This window comes from Pseudoduganella umbonata, assembly GCF_014192225.1.
In the GTDB taxonomy this organism is placed as follows: Bacteria; Pseudomonadota; Gammaproteobacteria; order Burkholderiales; family Burkholderiaceae_D; genus Rugamonas; species Rugamonas umbonata.
Genome location: NZ_JACHXS010000002.1, coordinates 431199 through 451854 on the forward strand (window position 1 = coordinate 431199; position 20656 = coordinate 451854).

Below are 20656 nucleotides of genomic sequence, written 5' to 3' on the forward strand. Positions count from 1 at the left end.
TCGCCATTTCATCGGAGGCTATCAAATTGGTATATGGAATTAATATAGCCGAACTGCGATTTTATATACCTCAAAAGCGATGACAATACCAACTATACTTAAATGAATTTGGCTTTTTACAACACAAGCGTTATTGCCGATGGAGGAAATTGTTGCGGTGCAATGCCGCGACATCGATCACATTACTGATCATTCGCGACAAAACGATCAGGAATCTGCTCATGAAAACGCTTTCATTGACGTATCCGTGGCCTTTCCCCGTCGCGTAACACAGCAATCCTTGCTGCAGGTATGACATTTTTTAATTGATCAACTTACTGAGCATTGGACTGCCTGAAACATAAAACACTTCTCCGCCGATTAAATTTCCGTTGCAGGGAATCTAATTAAATTAAATCCAATAAAGTGTGGAGAAGAGAATGCAAGGGTTCAAGTTCCAACCACTGCGGCTCAGTACGCTGAGTGCCGCGGTATCGCTGGCGCTGGCGTCGATGGCCGGCAGCACGCCTGCGATGGCACAGCAGGCAGCCGCGGCTGCCGAAGCGGATACGCCCATCCAGAAGGTGCAGGTGGTGGCCACCCGCGCATCGCAGCAATCGGGCATCGAGCGCAAGAAGAATGCCGCCACGGCGATCGATTCGATCGTCGCCGAGGACGTCGGCGCATTCCCCGACCGTAACGTGGCCGAAGCCATCTCGCGTATCGCCGGTATCGCCGTGGACCGCGGCGATTTCGGCGAAGGCGTCAACGTGGCCCTGCGCGGCAACGGCCCGGAACTGACCCGCGTGGAAATCGACGGCCAGGGCGTGCAGTCCGGCGGCGGTACCGACCTGAACGGCGGTGGCGCCGGGCGCGGCGTGGAATTACGGGAAATCTCCGCGGACCTGATCAAGAGCGTGGATATCGTCAAGGGCGCCACCGCCGACGGCACCGAAGGCGGCCTGGGCGGCAGCGTCATCATCAAGACCCGTACCGGTCTCGACTTCAAGAAGCCGTTTTACTCGCTGCGCCTGTCCGGCGCGCAGAACTCGCTGAACAAGGACTGGACGCCGGACGGCAACCTGGTGATTGCCCGGCAGTTCATGGACGGCCGCCTGGGCGTGGTGCTCAACGGCTCCGCTTCGCAGGTGCGCAACGAGAGCCACTCGGCGCAGAACTGGGCCAACAGCTCCGGTTATGCCCGCGCGATCGACTTCGACGGTTCGCCGGAAAAAACGTTTGCGTACAATCCTTCCACCGTGTCCACCACCGACGCGACCGCCACGCAGCCGGCGCTGCGCAGCCCGCTGGCGGCCGGCGGCTTCTTCGATGCCTCCACGCCGCTCGACGTGGTGACCCGGTCGGCAGCGGCGCAGTCCAAGGCCGACTGCTATGCGGCGTTCCCGAACCTGACCGAGGCGCAAGTCAATGCGATCACTGCCGGCAGCGCCCGCAGCGCCGCCATCAACCACCGCGGCAACGAACAGCTGTCCTGCCTGAACCAGTGGAACGACTACACGCCATCGCTGATCCGCTACGTGCAGAAACGCCAGGTCGACAAGCGCCGCTCGCTCGACCTGCGCGTGGACTTCAAGGTGAACAACGAACTGACCGTGTACGGCAAGGGCAGCTACCAGCGCCGCCGCGTGGACGACAACTTCCTCACCTATAACCTGGGCGGCATGGCCATCAATCCGGCCTCCACGGCCGGCCCGACCTACGCGGGCGCGGCCTTCACCGAAGACGCCGCCAACAACCGCCTGGTGCCGGTGGCCGGTTCCGGCTACTACAGCTATGCCACGCCGTCGTGGCGCCGCGATAACTACCCGTGGACCAACTCGGCGGTCAACGTCGATCCTGGCTCGGTCGCGTACGACGACAAGCACCACGTGACGAAGCTCACGATCTCCGACGGCAACGTCGGCACGGACCAGATCCACAACATCATGGAAACCTCGGCCCGCTACCTGCAGCTGGGCGGCAGCTACCGCAAGGGCGGCCTGTTCGCCGAGTTCCTGGTGGGCGATGCGAAGTCGGACTTCACGCGCGGCGACAAGCGCACCAGCTGGAACTACAACTACGGTCCGGCCACGTTGTCCGTGCTGCCGAACGGCTTGTGGACGTACGAGTTCCCGCAAGGCGGCGGCCCGTCGGCCGTCACGCCGGCGCAATACGCAACGCTGCGGCCCGCATCGAACGCGCTGGTCGAGGTGAAGCCGGGAGGCAATGTCGTCAGTGGCGTACCGGCCTACTCGATCAACCAGCAACCGCTGCAGACGCAGGCCCCGCAGATTGCCTGGACGCCGAAGATCAACGAAACCGGCGAACGCACCGCGAAGCTGGACCTGACCTATGCGCTGCCCGAAGGGATCCCGTTCCTGACCCGCCTGAAGAGCGGCTTCAATTTCCGCGACACCAAGGGCAGCAGCTGGGGGGCCGGCGGCTTCGACGCACAGACGGCGATGGGCGAATTCGGCAAACCGGGTTACCAGCGCGCCGTGCTGGTGCCGCAAGCTAACGTGCGCAGCACGTTCGTCGGCTGCCAGGATACGCCTGGTTCGCTGGGCGCGGGCGGCAAGCCTTGCCAGTACGGCTATGTACCGAGCAATTCCTATGCGCCCAACTCGCTCCAGTCCGGCCAGACGGTGCTGACGCAGGCGCAGTTCCAGGACATCATCGCCCAGTCGATGCACACCGCCACCACCAACTTCTTCAACGGTGCGAAGGATCGTCCGTCCCAGCTGATCAACGGCTGGACCGAGATCGACGTCGAAAAAGTGTTCAGCATGGTCAACTCGCCGAACGTGAATTTCGACTGCGTGAAGGAGTGCACGGGTACCGATGGCCAGGTGTACGCGCAGCCGGTGAACACCTTCCGCGAGCGCACCAGGTCGGGCTACCTGATGACCGACTTCGCGCTCGACCATATTCCGTTCTCGGACCGTCCGCTGCCGTTCGGCATGGAGCTGGAAGGCAACGCGGGTATCCGCATCGTCAATACCCGGGTCGAGGCGACGGGGCGCATGAACTTCGAGTCGATCATCCCGACCGCGAATTTCGACCCGCTGAATCCGAATGCCGACGCCGGCAGGATCAGGGCGACGGTGTCGAAGCTGACCACGCTGGAATCGAGCGAAACGGATTACCTGCCGATCTGGAACCTGGCGCTGTGGGTGGTGCCGAACGAGTGGGTGGTGCGCTACAACCAGGGCAAGGCGGTAGCCAGGCCGCCCGTCGCCCAGCTGATCCCCGCCGGCACCTGCACGTTCGATGCGACGCAGCTGGCCTCCAACGGCGACGACGCCGACATGCGCTGCTCCGGCACGGTGGGCAATCCCGCCCTGCGGCCGCAACAGAACATCAACCAGAACGTGACGCTGGAGTGGTATCCGAACGTCGACACACAGTTCTCGCTGGCCGCGTTCCGCCAGCGCGGCAAGATCGGCCCGTCGCGCACCACCGGCGTCAGCGGCGTGAAGGTGTTCCAGGGCTCGAACCTGGTCGATCCGCTGACCGGCGAGCCGCTCGACGACGTGGACTTCAGCTACAACACCTGGGAAAACGGCGCCGCCACCACGCGCAAGGGCTTTGAATTCTCGTCGAAGACGGCGTTCACCTTCCTGCCATGGTACCTGCGCTACACGGGCCTGGACATCAACTACACCCGCGTGCGTTCGGCCACCTCGGCGGTCAACGTGGTGGACCTGCTCACCGGCGATCCGCTGCCGCCCGTGCGCGAATCGAAGTACTCGTACAACTGGTCGCTGTGGTACGACGATGGCAAGCTGTCGGCCCGCGTGGCGGTCCAGGCCGATACCGGCTTCTTCTACTGTATCGCGGCCTGCGGCGGTAACGCCGTCAACAACTACCCGAACGCCGGCGGCGGCCGCACCAACGTGCTGCCATACAACCCGGGTTCGCCGAACTTCAAGGATGCTTCGAAGTTCATCGACGCCAAGGTCGCGTACCGCATCAACGACAACATCGAAGTGTTCGCCGAAGCCCGCAACCTGGGCAAGGAAACCACGTCGAACAGCCAGGGCAGCTACAACGCTTTCTCCAACGGCACCCCGATGCTGGCCGACTATGCGTACGCCGGCCGCAAGCTGATGTTCGGCATCAACCTGCGCAATTGATGGTGTAAACGTCGCACAAAAAAACCGGTGGCGGAGCAGGGGTTTAAAAACCGGTGACAGACACCGGTTTTTTTGTAACGAATCTGGCTCCCGAGCATCATCGCCCTGTGCCTTGGTGCTCCACGCATATGCCGCAGATCACCTCATGCGCATACAGGCTTCAATCGACGACGAACACCTTTGCCGTGCTATCCGTCGCCTGCACAAAGCGCACGATCGCGTCGGTGGTGATGGTGTCGATTTGCCCCGTCATGCGCTGCTCGAACGGATGATCGTCGAACGCCACGTTGGCGCGGAACATCCGGGCACCCAGCCGCGTGAACATCGGCACCTCGATCGTTAGCGGCGTGAAGCCTGCGCCCTTCAACCAGGCCTGCGCTTCGGCGCGCGTTTCCACCTTGCCCGTTGGCGCGCTCGCGGCGGCGTAAGTCTCCAGTACCCACTGGTTCGAGTTCTGGTAGCGCGTGGAAAACGCATACGCCAGCATGTTGTAGTGCGGCTCGTGCAGCCGTCTCGGCGTGCGCGAGGCGAGCAATGCGGCAAGCCTTGCCTGCACTTGCGGCGCCGGAACCAGCACGTGCGTCGAGTGGCGGTGCAGGCCGATCAGCAGGAAATTGCCGACGCCTTCGTTCCACAAGTCCGAGCCGGCCGTGCCGCAGTCGTTCAGCTCATGCACGACGGTCCAGCGGCCGGCGGCATGGTCGCGCACCACGAACGCCATATGCGAGTACGTGAGGCCGTACTTGCTCAAGTCCTGGCCGGCGCGGGAAATCATCGCCACGGTCGCGCCGCTATCGTCCAGCGCCTTCAGCGTGCGCTGTGCCAGGTTCATCGTCGTCACCACTTCTTCGATCGGTAGCGGGGCTTCTTCGCAACTGCGCCCCGCCAGCGCGAACGGCGAGTGCAATACCAGCGCCACCAGCACCGCCGCCTTCATTGCGGCACCTTTTCGCGGCGCAGCAGTGCTTTGCCAAGTTCGTTCGGAATGAAGGCGATCACCTTGCCCGACAGGACGAGCGCGTGGCCGGTGGACGTGGCAACGACGTCGACCATCGTGCCGGACGCAATCGACAGGCTGGTTGCCGCCTCACCGGACAGGCGCACCGTCGAGCGGCTGGCATTGCCCACGCTTTCGACGACCAGTTCGACGCCGTCACTGACTTTCTCCGACCCGGCGACGATGACGCTTCCAGCCACCAGCGAACCGAAGACGACGACACCGGAAATTTCTCCTGCCGTGTGCGACAGGTCGGACTGGGAAAATGCCGCAGTGTGGACGGCGGCGGTGGAAAAGCACAGGGCAATGGACAGGACGAGCAGGCGTTTCATGGCGGTTCTCCAGGGTTGAGGTGCCGCCATCATCCCGTCCGCCTTGTCCGCTGGTGCTGATCTAAGGCAACATGTGGTCGCCTGTCATTGGACGATGATCACCTTTGCGGCGTGATCAGAGTGCTGCACGAACCGCACCACCGCATCCGTGCTGACCGTATCGATCTTCCCCGCCACCCGGCGGTCGAACGGGTGATCGTCGAATGCCACGTTGGCGCGGAACATCCGTGCGCCGAGCCGCGTGGCCGGCGGGATGTGCACCGTGATCGGCGCGAAGCCGGCGCTTTTCAGCCAGGCCTGCGCTTCCTCGCGCGTGGCCACGTCGCCCGCCGGCGCACTGGCCGCCGCGTAGTTCTCCAGCACCCACTGGTTCGAATTCTGGTAGTGCGTCGCAAACACGTACGACAGCATGTTGTAGCGCTGCTCGTGCAGGCGCCGTGGCGTGCGCCCGGCCAGCAGTTGCGCCAGCCGGGCCTGCGCCACCGGTCCCGGAATGACCAGCTGCGCTTCGTGGCGCACCAGGTCCGTCAGGAAAAAATTGCCCATGCCTTCCTCGTACAGCGCGGAGGAGGCGGTAGCGCATTCGTTGAGTTCGTGCACCACGGTCCAGCGGCCGGCCGGATGGTCGCGCAGCGCGATGCCCATGTGCGAGTAGCGCAGGCCGTACTTGCCCAGGTCCTGGCCGGCGCGGGATACCAGCGCCACCTGCGCGCCGCTGGCATCGAGCGCCTGCACGGTGCGCAGCGCCAGATCCAGCGAGCGGGCCGCGTCGGCGGTGGCCAGCGGCCTGGCCTCGCAGGCCTGGCCGGCCCACGCGGGCAGGGCGGCAAACAAGCCCAAAAACAGGCTGGCACCCAGCCACGCGCACAGCAGCAGGCGGCGCGTCCACAGCCGCCGCGTCAGCAGCTGCCGGGCCGGCAGCCTGCGCAGTGTCAGCTTCATCAGCTCACCTTCCGGCTGTGCAGCAGTGCCTTGCCCATTTCGTTCGGGATGAACGCGATGGCCTTGCCGGAGACGACCAGCAGGTGGCCGGTGGCCGTCGCCGATACATCCACCGCGGTACCGGCGGCAACCGACAGGCCCTCTGCCGCCTTGCCGGACAGCCGCACGGTGGCGCGGCTGCCGTCGACGGCGCTTTGCAGCAGCAGGTCGACGCCTTCGCCGGCCTTCGCCAGTCCGACGGCGACGACGCTGCCGGCGACCAGTACCGTCGCCAGCGAGCCCGCGACGACAAGGCCCGACGCTTCGCCTACCGCCTGCGACGGGCTCGAAGCATCGGCCGCTTGGCCGTTGGCACAGGCCAGCGAAAGCAGGGCGGCGAAGAGCAGGCTTTTCATGATTCGTTCCGTATAAGTGAAAGTGCCTGCATCATCGGCCGCGCCGGTACGGCGGGCAACCGCCATGTGCACGGTGGCAAACCGTTGCTGTTAAAGTATCGTAAATCGATACTTTCAACGGAGCGAGCATGTCGAGCAGCGTGATGCTGGTGGAGGGATTGAAGCGCGAACTGAAGGCGCACGGCATCACGTACGCGGAACTGGCGCGGCGCATCGGCATGTCGGAGGCCAGTGTGAAGCGCATGTTCGCGCAGCGCAGTTTCACCTTGCAGCGGCTCGACGAAGTGCTGGCGGCGGCCGGCATCGACCTGCTCGACCTGACCCGCGCCGCGCTGGAAGCGCCACGGCTGATCGCGCAACTGAGTTATGCGCAGGAAGAGGAGCTGATCGGCGATCCGAAGCTGCTGCTGGTGGCGGTGGCGGCGCTGAATGGCGTACCGGTGGACGAACTGGTGGCGACGTTCGCCCTGACCGAAGCCGAAGCGGTGAAGCATCTGCTGCGGCTGGATAAAATCGGCTTCCTCGTGCTGAAGCCGAACAACCGCGTAAAACTGCTGGTGGCGCGTACGTTCGACTGGATCCCGAACGGCCCGATCCAGACCTGGTTCCGGCGCGAAGCGGCCGCCGACTACCTCGATGCGCGCTTCGACGGCGAAGGCGAGATCCTGCGGCTGGTCAGCGTGATGCTGTCGCCATCCTCCACCGCGGCGCTGCTGGAACGGCTGCGCCAGGTGGCGGACGATTTTTCGCAGCAGCACCAGGCCGATGCCCGGCTGCCGTACGAGGCGCGGCAGTCGATGACGTTCCTGCTGGCCGCGCGGCCGTGGATGCCGGAGGCCTTCGCGGCGCTCCGGCGCGGGGAAGCGGTCAGCGGCGCAGTGCGCCCAGCACCGGTTGCAGCACCGCGGCACCCAGCTTCATCGAACGGGCGCCGTTCCAGCCGTTGACCGGGTCCGGGTCGTTGGCGTTGTCCTTGAACGGCAGTTCCAGCGTCAGCGACAGGCAGCCGAACAGGTGGGTGATGTGCGGCGAACCCATCGTCAGCACTTCCGGCGTGAACGGCGCGTCCGGGTAGCCGAATTCGCTCTGGAAGTCGGGGCTGGCCACCTTGAAGTCGGCGATGAAGGCATCCTGCGCGGCCTTCTGCTCCGGCGTGAAGTTTTCCAGCGAATCGCTGCCGGCCACGAACACGTAAGGCAGGCCTTCGTCGCCATGCACGTCGAGGCACAGGTCGCAGCCGGTTTCCAGCATCGCCTGCTTGACCAGGAAGACTTCCGGGCTGCGCTCCATCGTCGGTGTGTTCCATTCGCGGTTCAGGTTCGCGCCGGCCGCATTGGTGCGCAGGTTGCCGCGCACCGAGCCGTCCGGGTTCATGTTCGGCACCACGTAGAACACGGCCTGTTTCAGGCACTGGCTGGCGAACGGATCGGCCGGGTCGAGCAGCGCTTCGACCATGCCTTCGACGAACCATTCGGCCATCGTTTCGCCCGGATGCTGGCGCGCGATCACCCAGACTTTTTTCGGCGCGTCCGGGTCGCCGATGACCAGCATGTTCAGGTCGCGGCCATCGACGGTGGAACCCAGGTCGACCAGTTCGGCCAGCGGCGACAGCTGCGCATTGTCCAGCAGCGACAGGTGGCGTTCCCACGAATACGGCTCGAAGTAGGCGTAGTACACGCTGTCGTATTCCGGTTCGTGCTCGATGGTCATCACTTCGCCGTCGAAGCTGGTGGGCACGCGGAACCACGTGTCGCGGTCGTAGCTGGCCACCGCCTGGTAATCCTTCCAGCCATCCGGGTAGGCTGCCTGGCCGGCATTCAGGAAGCGGATCGTCAGCGGCATGCCGCCCGCACCCTGGACGCGGAAGTAGAACCACTGGGTAATGTCGGCGTGGGAATCCTTGCGGATGTTCAGGTCGATGTCGCCAACGCTGGTGGCGCTGACGAACTCGATGGCACCAGCGTCGAACTGGCTGCTGATCTTGATAGACATTGTGTGTCCTGTGATGAATGGGAGCGCCGTGTGGCGCGAGGCCGACATGATAACGGCTTTTGTATTTTCGGTACTACAATGGCCCATCCATTCCAAGGAGACCGACGATGCAGCGCCGTTCCTTCCTGACCCGTTCCGCCGCCGCGGCGGGCACCGCAACCATCGCCACGGGCATCGCCACGCCGGCCATCGCGCAGGCGCAGCCCGCCGTCAGCTGGCGGCTGGCATCGAGCTTTCCCAAAACGCTGGACACGATCTACGGCTCGGCCGAGAACTTCGTGAAACGGGTCGCCCAGCTCACCGGCGGCAAGTTCCAGATCCGCCAGTTCGCCGCCGGCGAAATCGTGCCCGGCCTGCAGGTGATGGATGCGGTGCAGGCCGGCACCGTCGAGATGGGCCACACGCCGGCCTACTATTACTTCGGCAAGGATCCCACCTTCGCCTTCGACTGCGCCGTGCCGTTCGGGCTCACGTCGCGCCAGCAGACGGCCTGGTTCGACCAGGGCGGCGGCCGCGAACTGCTGCGCGCGTTCTACCGCGACTATGGCATCGTCAATTTCATGGGCGGCAACACGGGCGTGCAGATGGGCGGCTGGTACCGCAAGGAGATCCGCTCGGTGGCCGACATGAAGGGCCTCAAGATGCGCGTGGCCGGCTTTGCCGGGCGCGTGATGGAGCGCATGGGCGTGGTGCCGCAGCAGATCGCCGCCGGCGACGTGTATGCCGCGCTGGAGAAGGGCACGATCGATGCCGCCGAGTGGGTCGGCCCCTACGACGACGAGAAACTCGGCCTGGTGCGCGTGGCGCCCCACTACTATTCGCCGGGCTGGTGGGAAACGGGCCCGCAGCTGTCGCTGTATGTCAACGGCAAGGGATGGGACAAGCTGCCGAAGCAATACCAGGCCGCGCTGGAGGCGGCCGCGTACGAATGCCACGTGCGCATGCAGGCCGACTACGATGCCCGCAACCCCGCCGCGCTGGCCCGGCTGATCAGGAACGGCGCGAAGCTGCACAATTTCAGCAAGGACGTGATGGACGCCGCCTACCAGCAGTCCACCGCGGTGATGGAAGAGGAAGCGGCGAGAAACGCGAAATTCAGGAAAATCTACGAGCCCTGGAAGAGGTTCCGGCACGACCAGAACCAGTGGGCGTCGGTCGCCGAGGCGGCCATGCAGAATTACCTGATCGCGGCAGGGCGGCGCTGAGTGTCGCGGAAAAGAGCATGTTTAGAGATGCTCCTCTGCGGAGACGAAGATTAGCTGCGCAGCTAATTCGGCACTTCCATCTAACTTAGGTGATTGTCTAATATTAGCTGTGCAGCTAATATGGCACCTATGGATAACGTCTATATTTCCTTACTGCACGATTTCACTGGTTCGCTCCAGAGCGCTACCGGTTTCTTGGCAGAACATGAAGAGCTAGAGGTGCAATTTGGCGAACTTCGTCGAAATGCACGCTTGGACGCACTAGTGAAAACAAAGACTCCGGACGGGGGCTCCTGCGTATTGGCAATCGAGATGAAACGGATAGCCTACCCGCGAGATGTCCGGATGGCGATCAGCCATCTGATGGAGTATCGAGCTACGGCCCCTCAGGACACTCGAGTTGAACTATGCTTCGTCGCCGACTCGATCAGTCCAGGTTCGCGTCAGGCTCTGCGGGAGGCGGGCATCAACTACTATGATCAGAGCGGAACGCTGTACTTCAAATATCACACGTGGTTAGTTGATATCGAGCGCGCACCGATACGTCCAGCCCGTAAAAAGGATTTCGCCCTGTTCAGCGGGGCGCGGGAACAAGTCGTCCATGCCTTGCTCTACCATTGGTATGGAAATGCTGATGAGGGGGACATCACCGGAGCGGAGCTCGCTTCCCTCTCGCATACATCAACCTATACCGTGTCTAGCACGATGCAGGCCCTTGAGCAGCTGGATTTCGTCGAATCGAAGGGCAGCGGGCCCAGCCAACGCCGCCGCTTGCGTGATCCGGCAGCACTCGTTGATGCATGGGCTGAGGAGTGGACCCGGCGGCGAGAAGTGAAGACTCGTTGGTACACATATGCTCCCAGCGGGCACATCACTGACCGGGTCATCGAAGGATTCGTCAGCCACGCGCGGCAGGAATGGGCGCTCACTGGGGCTGCTGCTGCCAACGCCATCGTTCCGCGATTGACCCAGGTTGATCGGGTGGAAGTCATTGTTCAGCCAGGCGAGGCAGAGCAGTTAGCGTCCGCAATAGGGCTGACTCAAGCGGATAAAGGCTCCAACGTAGTCATGATCGAACGGACCGGCGCGTCCTTACTGTTCCTGGACGAGCACCCTGAACGCCCACATTCCCGCTTTGCCAGCCGATTCATACAGTATCTGGATCTTCTCAACGGCTACGGTCGCAACAAAGAGCTCGCGGAAGAGTTCCGCAAGCATGCGCTCAAAATAGGAAGCAGCAAGTGAACACGAAACACAAGACCGCCGCGGAGTACAACACCGACCACACCAAGGCGTGTGAGATCGCACTCGTCGAGCTGCTGCGCGCATTTGGCTCATTGAAGAATGATTTGCGGCTTGTAGGTGGGCTGGTTCCTCGCTATCTGACGCCGTCACAGCCACCGGAAGTTCCTGAGCATGCCGGCACGACCGACGTCGACGTTGTTCTCAACATTACGTTACTCGCCGCGAAAGGAACATACGATAAGCTGAAGCGGCAGCTGAAAGACGGAGGCTTCGTCCGCTATCAACCCGACCCGGAGGGTCCGGTAAGTTCCTGGCAATGGGTGTACAACGTCGGCGGCACACCAATTGTCGTCGAATTTCTGCAGCACACTGACGACCCGCAACAGAGTTCCTTTCTCGTAGAAATTGACGGCGAGGATGTCTCAGCGTGCCAAATCCTGTATGCCGGCATTGCGCATGACTGGTTTGAGGAGAAGGAAATCGTCGTCGACCTTCCCAATAACGGTGGGATAGTCAAGGAGACTATTCGCTACGCAGATGCGGTAGCCTTCATCGTCCTGAAGGCGCTCGCCTTCAAGACCCGCCATGAACGCAAGGATGCTTCGGACCTTATCCATGTGATGCGTTACTGGGGTAGCGTCGAATCAGTCGCCAAATCATTCAGCGAGCGTCTAGCCAGTGGAGCCCACGGCGGCGCAATCGATCGTGCGCTGGCAGCACTGGCAGAGAACTTCTGCGACGAGCCGGAGATTCCTGGTTACCGCAAGGATGGGCCGTCGGCCGTAGCCAACTTTCACGGCCTTCAGGATGGCGACGAAGAAACACGGATCCGAGAGCAACGCGACGTGAGCGGCATGGTGGACTACTTCCTCCAGCGAGTTGCGCAACTCCGTGGCGATGGCGGTGCTGAATGAGTATGGCATCGTTTCGTTACACCGGCGCTGTCGAGCTGCGCGCGATGGCGAAGTTTACTATTGCGAACTGGTAGACTATCCCCCGAAGCCCCGCCGATGCGCAGGGCGCCGCATAACCGGCCAGGCCCGCCAGGGCACCACCAGACACGATGCCGCCGCTGTCAGCGCCACTGCACCCGCCGGCTTCATCGGCGTGTCATATTGGCAACCTACACTTGCCTGCTCACAGATCACCGGAGCAAGCATGACTTCATCTATTTCGCGCCGCCGCTTCCTGTCCCGGGGCGGCGTGCTGGTGGGCAGTTCGGCATTGGGCGGCTCGCTGCTGCTGCAAGGCTGCGGCGGCAGCAGCGCCGCCATCGGCGTCAGTGAAAACGAACGGCCCAAGATGCCGTCGGGAATACAGTTCGGCGACATTACGGACAATAAAGCGATCATCTGGAGCCGCAGCGACCGCAACGCGCAGATGATCGTCGAATACGACACCAGCGACCGTTTCACCAACGCCAGCCGCATCGCCGGCCCGTATGCCAGCGACGCCACCGATTTCACGACCCGTGTCGACCTGAGCGGCCTGCCCGCCGGGCAGACGGTGTTCGTGCGCGTGCGCTACGTGGATCGCGACAATGCGCGGATCGAAAGCGAAACCCTGTCGGGCCAGTTCCGGACCACGCCGGCCGCCGACAGCAACCGCGCCGTGCGTTTCCACTGGAGCGGCGACCAGTGCGGCCAGGGCTGGGGCATCAACACCGATTTCGGCGGCATGAAGATCTACGAGGCGATGCGTTTGCGCGACCCGGACTTCTTCGTCCACAACGGCGACACCATCTATGCCGACGGCCCGATCCTGGCCCAGGTCACGGCGGAAAACGGCCAGGTATGGCGCAACCTGGTCACGGAAGAAGTGAGCAAGGTCGCGGAAACGCTGAAGGAATTCCGCGGCCGTTATGCGTACAACCTGATGGACGCCAACTTCCGCAAGTTCGCAGCCCAGGTGCCGCAGGTCTGGCAATGGGACGACCATGAAGTGACGAACAACTACAGCGACGCCAAGAACCTGTCGGCCGACGCGCGCTATACGGAAAAAAGCATCGCCACGCTGACGGAGCGCGGCCGCCGCGCCTTCCTCGAATATGCGCCGATGCGCTATTACAAGCAAAGCGAACCGCAGCGCATCTACCGCAGCATCTCGCATGGTCCGCTGCTCGACGTGTTCGTGGTGGACATGCGCAGCTACCGCGGTCCGAACAGCACCAACCTGCAAACCACGGAAGACGCCACGTCGGCCTTCCTGGGCAGCGAGCAGATGGAATGGCTGATCGCCGGGCTGAAAGCGTCGAAGGCGACCTGGAAGGTCATTTCCGCCGACATGCCGATCGGCCTGCAGGTCGGCGACGGCAAGGACAGCCAGGGCAACGCATTGTGGGAAGCGGTCGCCAACGGCAACCACGGCGTTCCGCTCGGCCGCGAGCTGGAAATGGCCCGCCTGCTCGGCAGTATCAAGGCGGTGCCCAACGTGGTCTGGATCACCACCGACGTCCATTACTGCGCGGCCCACTATTACGACCCGGCCAAGGCCCAGTTCACGAACTTCAGCCCGTTCTGGGAATTCGTTGCCGGTCCGATGAACGCCGGCAGCTTCGGCCCCGGCCTGCTCGACAACACCTTCGGCCCCACCGTGGTGTTCTCGAAAGCCCCGCCGATCCAGGCCTCGTCGCCGTTTGCCGGCTACCAGTTCTTCGGTGAAGTCAACATCGACCCGCGCACCAAGGCGATGACGGTCGAACTGTTCAACCTCGACGGCGTCTCGCAGTTCGCGCAGACGATCCCGGCGGCGGGCACGTAACGAAGCACCTGTCCGACGCACCTGCCGACGCGCAGGCATCGGCTCCACGCTCCCGGCCCGGGCTTCATCAAGCCCGGGCCGTGGACCATCTTCCTCCCCCGGTTTTCTCGTCCATTCCGGTATCCCCGATGCTGGTAATGTAGGGAAAAGTTGTCTATCGTCGTACCAATGCCCGCTCCTCGCATGGCACCGCACCTGTCTGCCATGACCGAAGCCGGCTTTCGCCCGCCTGCCGCCCGCCAACGTCACCCTCGAGGACCGCACCATGACAAAGTTTCTCATCTCCTTTCCTGCCGATGCGATGGATGTTGCCGCCGAAGAAATTGCCGCTGCCGGCGAGGCGTCGCGCGCGGTCATCCGGGAAGCGAAGGCTGCCGGAATCTACGTGTTCGGCGGCGGCATCAACAGCCAGGTCGCGCCGGTGATGGTGTCTGCCGACGAAGGCTGCATTACCGGCACCTACCGCCAGACCAGGGAGTTCGATGGCGGCTTCTGCGTGCTCGAACTGCCGTCCAGGGCAGCCGCCGTCCAATGGGCGGCCAGACTCGCCGCCGCCTGCCGTTGTGCGCAGGAGCTTCGCGAGTTCCACTATGACGCTGAAAGCTGATGCCGATGACAGTAAAGACAGCCCAGGCCGCCGTAGTGGCACTTGCCTTGCTTGCATCGGGCAGCGCAGTCATGGCGGCCGAGCCGCACGGCATCGCATTCGTCCATCACGATTGGGAACTTGCCTGCGATAACACGCGCACCTGCCGTGCTGCGGGCTATCACCCCCAACCGAACGACGAAGACGACGGCGACAGCGACACGGACACGCTGGAAAAGGCATTGCCGGTGTCGGTCCTGCTGACCCGGAAGGCCGGACCGCACCAGCCTGTCGTCGGTGAACTTCACATCGGCCATTATGGAGAGGAAACGACGGAGTCGTTTCCCGGCAAGCGCTCGTTGACGCTGCTGATCGACACCAGGCCCGTGGGGCAGGTCACGCTCGCGCGGGGACACTGGATCGCAAGCCTGGCGCCTGGCCAAACGGCCGCCTTGCTGGCGGCGCTTCCCGGTCACGGCAATATCCAATGGACGGACGGCAAGCGGACGTGGAAACTGTCGAACAAGGGCGCTGCCGCGGTGATGCTGAAGATGGACGAGTTCCAGGGACGCCTGGACACGCCTGGCGCCCTGCTGGCCAAGGGGACCAGGGACGAACGCGATGTATTACCAGCCGTGCCGGCGCCCGTCGTCGTCGCTCCTGGCGTGCCGGCCGATGCCGATCGCGTCCGTTTGTCCACGCCGGACCTGGCTGCCCTGCGACAGGCCCTTGCCGCGTCCAGTGGCGACGAATGTTCCGCCCTTGCCGATCCTGCCGGGGGGCATTCCATCCATATGCGCCGGCTGTCGCGTACCAGGCTGCTGGCATCCACCACTTGCTGGGCCGGGGCATCCGACGTCGCGGAAGCCTACTGGACGACCAGCGCGATGCCGCCCTTCGCTGCCACGCTCGTTACGACGAACGGCAGGGCGTATTTGCAAGGAAAGATCGACGCTTCGCGGTGGGCCGGCGGTTTCGATTGCATGGATATCGACGAATGGACGTGGGACGGCAAACGCTTCGTGCAGACCAGGAAGGGGACGACGGGCATGTGCCGGGGCATCGACATGGGCGGCGCCTGGTCGTTGCCGGTCATCGTGACCGACGTGCGGCCCGCTCCGGTCCGGCCATAGCGGCGCAGCCCGGCGACGACCAGTCTTGCCGGGCGCATCGGGCTGGACATGCGATCGCAATCCACGATGCTCGCGTGTGCATTGCGCAAACGCATGTTAAGCTGGAATAAACATATGAAAAGGGCAACTCGAATGAATGACTGGGTGAAGACCGGCGTCATGGGTCTTGACGAAATATTGCATGGCGGAATTCCACGGAACAACAACCTGATCGTCGAGGGCCCGCCGGGCTCCGGCAAGACCACGCTCGGCCTGGGCTTCATCTACCATGGCGCGCGCGACCACGGCGAACCGGGCGCCATCGTCTCGTTCGAGCTCGATCCGGCCAAGCTGCTGCGCGACGCGGCCGGCTTCGACTGGGACCTGCAGGGCATGATCGACCAGGGCAAGATCAAGATCATCCAGACCAGCCCGGCTGTACTGCTGAGCGAATTCCGCAGCGAGGATGGCGCTTTCACGGCAGCGCTGCGGGAAATGGGCGCCAAGCGCCTGCTCATCGACGGCCTGACACCGATGCGCCTGTATGCCGAGGTCAACGACCTGCCGTTCCGCGAAGATGTGCACCTGCTGATCGAAGGCTTGACGCGGCTGGGCGTGACCGCCATGGTCACGGCCGAAAAGGACGAGTCGATGACCGGCGTGTCGGCCCACGAGCGCTTTGTCTTCGACACCATCATTTCGCTGACGCGGGAAGAAATGCGCCGCCGCGTGCATCGCCGGCTGGCGGTGATGAAGTCGCGCGGCCAGGATTTCATCGGCGGCAGCCACACGATGCGCATCGAGCCGTCGGTGGGCGTGCATGTGTACCGCCGCGCCCAGTCGCGCCCCGTGGCGTCGGTCGACCAGCCCACGTCGGAAGAACGCCTGTCGACCGGCTCGCCGGCGATCGACAAGATGATGGATGGCGGCATCTACAAGGGCTCCGTCACGCTGGTGAGCGGCATCTCCGGTACCGGCAAGACGGTGCTGAGCGTCCAGTTCCTCACGCATGCGATCAAGAACGGGCACAAGGCGATGCTGGTCAGCCTGGACGAACACCCGGCCCAGCTGATGCGCAACGCCCGCTCGCTCGGCTTCGACCTGCAGGCCCTGGTCGACGCGGGCCAGCTGTTCATCCATTACGAATCGCCGCTGGAGCTGGAACTCGATGTGCACTTCGAGCGTATCGTCAAGCTCGTCGAAGAGCAGGGCATCGACTGCGTGGTGTTCGATTCCATCGCCGTATACGAAATGACCAGCCGGAACGAGGTCGCCGACTACCTGTATGCGCTGGCCACGTTCTTCAAGAACCGCCTGGCCACCACGCTGTTCAATTACGAGAGCCCGGAACTGCTGGGCGTGTCGCAGATCAGCGAAGAGCTCAAGGGCTCGCACCTGGTCGACAACATCATCCTGCTGAACTACGTGGAAGTGTCCACCGTGCTGCGCCGGGCCATTGCCGTGCCGAAAGTGCGCGGCAGCCGCAACCAGCAGGTCACGCGCGAGTACACCATCGGCGTGGGTGGCCTGCTGCTGCTCGACGAGAGCGACAACGATACCCAGTCCGGCGCCGTGCCGCAGCTGCCGTTCTCCTCGTATTACGGTCTGCTGTCGCGCTCCCCATCACGCCAGAGTCCGCTGATCGAGGGCGCCGTCGCCAAGGGCGAGCCCATGCCGGAATCGGCCGACCTGCCAACCGAAAAGCCGCAGTGATCACGGCCAATTTGCCGGGCAATACGCCGGTCGACTGGGCCGACTGGGAAACGCCGCTGCTCCAGTTCAGCGAGGCGACAGGCCTCGTCGCGTCCGCCTTCGACATCGCCGGCGTGCGCCGCATCGGTCCCAAGACGGGCTCGCGCCTGGCCGCCCTGCTGGCCCGTTCCACCCTGTGGGCCGAGGACGGCCCGGGCACGGCGATCGAGCGCTCGCTGGTGCAATCGGTGTGCGCCGACGGCCAGCCCGCGTCGGCACAGTTCTGCGGGCTGCGCGTGTGCACGCAGCCGCTGCTGCTGGGTGGCAAGCTCTACGGCGTGGTGGTGTTCGGCTGGCGCTTCGCCGACTTCAGCTCGCCGCTCGAATGCGAACAGATCGCCCGGCAGATCGGCCTGCCGGGCCACGTGCTGTGGAACGAAGTACGCCTCGACGCGCCCGTGTCCGCGCAGCGCATGGAAACCTATACCACGCTGCTGGGCACGCTGTGCCGCACGCTCGACCGGCAGCGCGAGATCATCGACGACCTGACGCGCGTGAACCGCACGCGCGAGCTGTTCCTGGCCACGGTGTCGCATGAAATGCGCACGCCGCTGTCGGCCCTGTCGCTGCGCATCGAGATGATGCTGCGCACCATCCCCGACCTGCCGCCGGCCGTCGTCAGCGGGCTGGAAACGATGCGTGTGCACGTGCGCCAGGAAGCGGGCATGGTCGACGACCTGATCGATGCCGCGCGCACGCTGACCGGCCAGATGTCGATCACCCGCACGCCGGTCATGCTGGGGCAGGTGCTGCGCGATGCGATCTCGACCGTGGAAACGTCCGCGCACATGAAGCGCATCGTCATGCAGGTCACGCCGGCCGATCATGGCGACGGCATCCGCCTGCAGGCCGATGGCCGGCGCCTGCAGCAGGTGATCTGGAACCTGTTGATCAATGCCACCAAATTCACGCCGGAAGGCGGCATTATCCGCATCAGTGCCGGCTGCAGCGACGGCATGGTCGCGATCGATATCGCCGACTCAGGGCAGGGTATCGAAGCGGACGACCTGCCGCACGTGTTCAATGCCTTCACGCTGCAGCAGGACAATAACGCCACGGGCCTGGGACTGGGGCTGTACATCGCCCGCCGCATCGTCGAGCTTCATCGCGGCACGCTGAGCGTCAGCAGCGCCGGGCGCGGCAAGGGTGCCACCTTTTCGATCCGGCTGCCGGTCGCGGCCGGTTGAACGGGGCTGGTATTCCTAGCCGGCCGGCAGCCGCGTCTTTGCCGTCTTTTTCTTCACACCCCTTGCCAGGTCGGCCAGCGTCACGCTACCGAAGCGCTCCAGCAGGATCCGTTCCGCTTCCCGCATCGCATCGCCGAGCTCCGCGTTGACGGCGCGCTCGACCAGGCAGTTCGCATGTTCGTCCGTCGTGCCGATCGCAAAGACGGGCGGCTCGCCCAGCGCGCGGTGGATGTCGAGCAGCGTGATCCGGTCCAGCGGCCGCGTCAGCAGCCAGCCGCCGCCGTGCCCTTTGCCGGACTGCACATAACCCTGCTCGCGCAAGCCCGCCATCGTCCGGCGCACCACGACGGGATTGGTGCCCAGCATCGCCGCGATTGTCTCCGATGTGGCGGGCGCGTCGAGGCTGTCCATGTGGATCAGCACATGGAGCATGCGGGAAAGGCGGCTGTCGTGTCTCATGCCGCGATCATAGCAAACAGCGCTCAAGTAACAAATGAAGTTTCTTGATCGGATTTTTTGCGATATCATGTAACTCCACAAAGTACATAAGGAGCGATCATGTTCGATGCCATCATCGTGGGCGGCGGCTTTGCCGGCCTGTCGGCGGCGCTGCAACTGGCGCGGGCGCGGCGCAGCGTGCTGCTGGTCGACGCCGGCGCGCCGCGCAACCGGTTCGCCGCCAGCGCGCAGGGCTTCCTGGGGCACGACGGCAAGCCGCCGCAGCAGATCCGCGCCGAGGCCCGGCAGCAGCTGGCCCGCTATCCGACCGTGACGTTCGCGGACGGGGCGGCCACCGCCGCCATCCAGTCGGAAGGCGGCTTTCTCGTGGCGATCGACAGCGTGGCCGGCGAGCGCCAGGAGCGCCAGGAACGCGGTAAGCGCCTCGTACTGGCCACCGGCGTGCGCGACGAACTGCCCGCGTTGCCGGGCCTGGCGGAGCGCTGGGGACACACCGTCATCCACTGCCCGTATTGCCATGGCTATGAAGTGGCGGGCCAGCCGCTGGGCATCCTGGGCGGCGACGCGATGGCCGCGCACAAGGCGGCGATGATTCCGGACTGGGGACCGGCGACGCTGTTTACGCAAGGCGGCGAAGAGCCGGCGGGGGAACAGGCCGCGCTGCTGGCGGCGCGCGGGGTCGCGATCGAGCGCACGCCCATCGTCGCGCTGCTGGGCAGCGCACCGGGTCTCGATGCGGCGTGCCTGGCCGACGGCCGCGTGGTGCCGCTGGGCGCGCTGTTCGTGTCGCCGATGACGCTGCCGGCCAGTCCGCTCGCCGGGCAGCTGGGCTGCGCATTCGACGACGGGCCGTCCGGGCCGTACCTGCGCGTGGACGAGCGCAAGCAGACCACCGTGCCCGGCGTCTTCGCCGCCGGCGACGCGGCCACGCCGATGCATAGCGCGACGCTGGCATCCGCGGCCGGCATGCTGGCCGGCGTGCATGCGCACCAGTCGCTGGTGTTCGGCTAGGGCGCCGCGAAGCGGGTCATCGCGATACGGTCGCGCCGTGCGCGGCGCGGGTCTGCTACTCTCGAATCCGCTGAAGCGGGGCGAACGAAGACAAGGAGAATGCAGATGTCCGATGCGAACAAGCGTGTGCTGCAACAGGCGAATGCGGCGGTCGCCGCCGGTGACAACGAAGGGTTCCTGTCGTACTGCGTGGACGATGTCGTCTGGTCCACCGTGGGCGGCGAAACGCTGCACGGCAAGGAGGCGGTGCGCCGCCTGATGGCAAGGGAATACGTGCAGCCGCCCGTGTTTACCATGCGCGAACTGGTGGCCGAAGGCGATCATGTCATCGCCCTCGGCGAGATCGACAGCCGGGACGATGCCGGCAATACGGTGCACAACACCTACTGCGACGTGTGGCGGCTGCGTGACGGCAAGCTGGCCGAGCTCAGGGCATTCGTCATCCCGGTCGGACGCTAGCGGGAGAACTGGCGGCAGGAACTGGCGGGAAGCCCGGCGAAGCACTGGAGGCCACGGCCTCGCGTGCATGTGGTAATTTGGCAGCTATCATACTTAACGTTACGTAT

General features: G+C 64.2%; 18 protein-coding genes. 12 read left to right on the forward strand and 6 right to left on the reverse strand.

The features are described from left to right. Positions 1 to 419 precede the first annotated feature (419 nt). The gene (locus tag FHS02_RS06935; protein WP_229422237.1) at positions 420 to 4115 is read left to right on the forward strand and encodes a TonB-dependent receptor; all 3696 of its coding nucleotides are present in this window, start codon (positions 420 to 422) and stop codon (positions 4113 to 4115) included. A gap of 160 nt (positions 4116 to 4275) precedes the next feature. On the opposite strand, the gene FHS02_RS06940 is transcribed toward FHS02_RS06935, so the two are convergent. From FHS02_RS06940 to FHS02_RS06955, 4 genes are all read right to left on the reverse strand, one after another. Beyond that, a complete protein-coding gene (locus tag FHS02_RS06940) occupies positions 4276 to 5052 on the reverse strand; it encodes a DUF2145 domain-containing protein (protein WP_137314741.1) in 777 nt (258 codons plus the stop codon). Then, positions 5049 to 5444, reverse strand: a complete 396-nt coding sequence (locus tag FHS02_RS06945) for a hypothetical protein (protein ID WP_137314740.1) — start codon at positions 5442 to 5444, stop codon at positions 5049 to 5051. Before FHS02_RS06945 ends, FHS02_RS06940 begins: the two co-directional genes overlap by 4 nt. An 84-nt stretch (positions 5445 to 5528) precedes the next feature. Further along, positions 5529 to 6386, reverse strand: a complete 858-nt coding sequence (locus tag FHS02_RS06950; RefSeq protein WP_137314739.1) for a DUF2145 domain-containing protein — start codon at positions 6384 to 6386, stop codon at positions 5529 to 5531. Next, a complete protein-coding gene (locus FHS02_RS06955) occupies positions 6386 to 6781 on the reverse strand; it encodes a hypothetical protein (RefSeq protein ID WP_137314738.1) in 396 nt (131 codons plus the stop codon). The genes FHS02_RS06950 and FHS02_RS06955 overlap by 1 nt, the downstream gene beginning before the upstream one ends. 128 nt (positions 6782 to 6909) lie before the next feature. Here FHS02_RS06955 and FHS02_RS06960 point away from each other — a divergent pair, with 128 nt between their 5' ends. After that, positions 6910 to 7728: a helix-turn-helix domain-containing protein gene (locus tag FHS02_RS06960; RefSeq protein ID WP_137314737.1), complete on the forward strand. Its 819-nt coding sequence runs from the start codon at positions 6910 to 6912 to the stop codon at positions 7726 to 7728. Here the strand turns inward: FHS02_RS06960 and FHS02_RS06965 are convergent. Continuing rightward, on the reverse strand, positions 7649 to 8773 hold the full coding sequence (locus FHS02_RS06965) for a M14 family metallopeptidase (protein WP_137314736.1): 1125 nt from the start codon (positions 8771 to 8773) through the stop codon (positions 7649 to 7651). The two genes, FHS02_RS06960 and FHS02_RS06965, sit on opposite strands and share 80 nt — an antisense overlap. A gap of 107 nt (positions 8774 to 8880) precedes the next feature. Between FHS02_RS06965 and FHS02_RS06970 the strand changes: the two genes are divergently transcribed. The 8 genes from FHS02_RS06970 (at position 8881) to FHS02_RS32045 (ending at position 18620) form a co-directional block, all read left to right on the forward strand. Beyond that, complete coding sequence (locus FHS02_RS06970; RefSeq protein ID WP_137314735.1) at positions 8881 to 9978, forward strand: TRAP transporter substrate-binding protein; 1098 nt, start codon at positions 8881 to 8883, stop codon at positions 9976 to 9978. A 129-nt stretch (positions 9979 to 10107) separates the two neighbouring features. After that, positions 10108 to 11223 carry a type IV toxin-antitoxin system AbiEi family antitoxin gene (locus tag FHS02_RS06975; protein WP_221403797.1) on the forward strand — a complete coding sequence of 372 codons (1116 nt, stop codon included), beginning with the start codon at positions 10108 to 10110 and terminating at the stop codon, positions 11221 to 11223. Next, positions 11220 to 12137, forward strand: coding sequence for a hypothetical protein (locus tag FHS02_RS06980; protein WP_137314733.1), 918 nt, complete (start codon positions 11220 to 11222; stop codon positions 12135 to 12137). Before FHS02_RS06975 ends, FHS02_RS06980 begins: the two co-directional genes overlap by 4 nt. 244 nt (positions 12138 to 12381) lie before the next feature. After that, a complete protein-coding gene (locus FHS02_RS06985; protein WP_137314732.1) occupies positions 12382 to 13983 on the forward strand; it encodes an alkaline phosphatase D family protein in 1602 nt (533 codons plus the stop codon). A gap of 265 nt (positions 13984 to 14248) precedes the next feature. Then, on the forward strand, positions 14249 to 14590 hold the full coding sequence (locus tag FHS02_RS06990; RefSeq protein WP_137314731.1) for a YciI family protein: 342 nt from the start codon (positions 14249 to 14251) through the stop codon (positions 14588 to 14590). Positions 14591 to 14595: 5 nt separating this feature from the next. After that, positions 14596 to 15702 (forward strand): DUF1176 domain-containing protein, encoded by a 1107-nt coding sequence (locus FHS02_RS06995; RefSeq protein WP_217496835.1) that lies wholly within the window; start codon positions 14596 to 14598, stop codon positions 15700 to 15702. Between the two features lie 132 nt (positions 15703 to 15834). Continuing rightward, on the forward strand, positions 15835 to 17394 hold the full coding sequence (locus FHS02_RS07000; RefSeq protein WP_175424839.1) for an ATPase domain-containing protein: 1560 nt from the start codon (positions 15835 to 15837) through the stop codon (positions 17392 to 17394). Beyond that, positions 17391 to 18620: a sensor histidine kinase gene (locus FHS02_RS32045; protein WP_137314729.1), complete on the forward strand. Its 1230-nt coding sequence runs from the start codon at positions 17391 to 17393 to the stop codon at positions 18618 to 18620. The genes FHS02_RS07000 and FHS02_RS32045 overlap by 4 nt, the downstream gene beginning before the upstream one ends. Positions 18621 to 18635: 15 nt before the next feature. Here the strand turns inward: FHS02_RS32045 and FHS02_RS07010 are convergent, their stop codons facing one another. After that, positions 18636 to 19079, reverse strand: coding sequence for an Rrf2 family transcriptional regulator (locus FHS02_RS07010; RefSeq protein WP_137314728.1), 444 nt, complete (start codon positions 19077 to 19079; stop codon positions 18636 to 18638). Positions 19080 to 19175: 96 nt separating this feature from the next. Here FHS02_RS07010 and FHS02_RS07015 point away from each other — a divergent pair, with 96 nt between their 5' ends. Together FHS02_RS07015 and FHS02_RS07020 are read left to right on the forward strand one after the other, a co-directional pair. Then, entirely contained in the window at positions 19176 to 20090 is a 915-nt protein-coding gene (locus FHS02_RS07015) for an NAD(P)/FAD-dependent oxidoreductase (protein ID WP_137314727.1), read from the forward strand. A gap of 105 nt (positions 20091 to 20195) precedes the next feature. Then, complete coding sequence (locus FHS02_RS07020) at positions 20196 to 20549, forward strand: nuclear transport factor 2 family protein (protein ID WP_137314726.1); 354 nt, start codon at positions 20196 to 20198, stop codon at positions 20547 to 20549. Positions 20550 to 20656 lie beyond the last annotated feature (107 nt).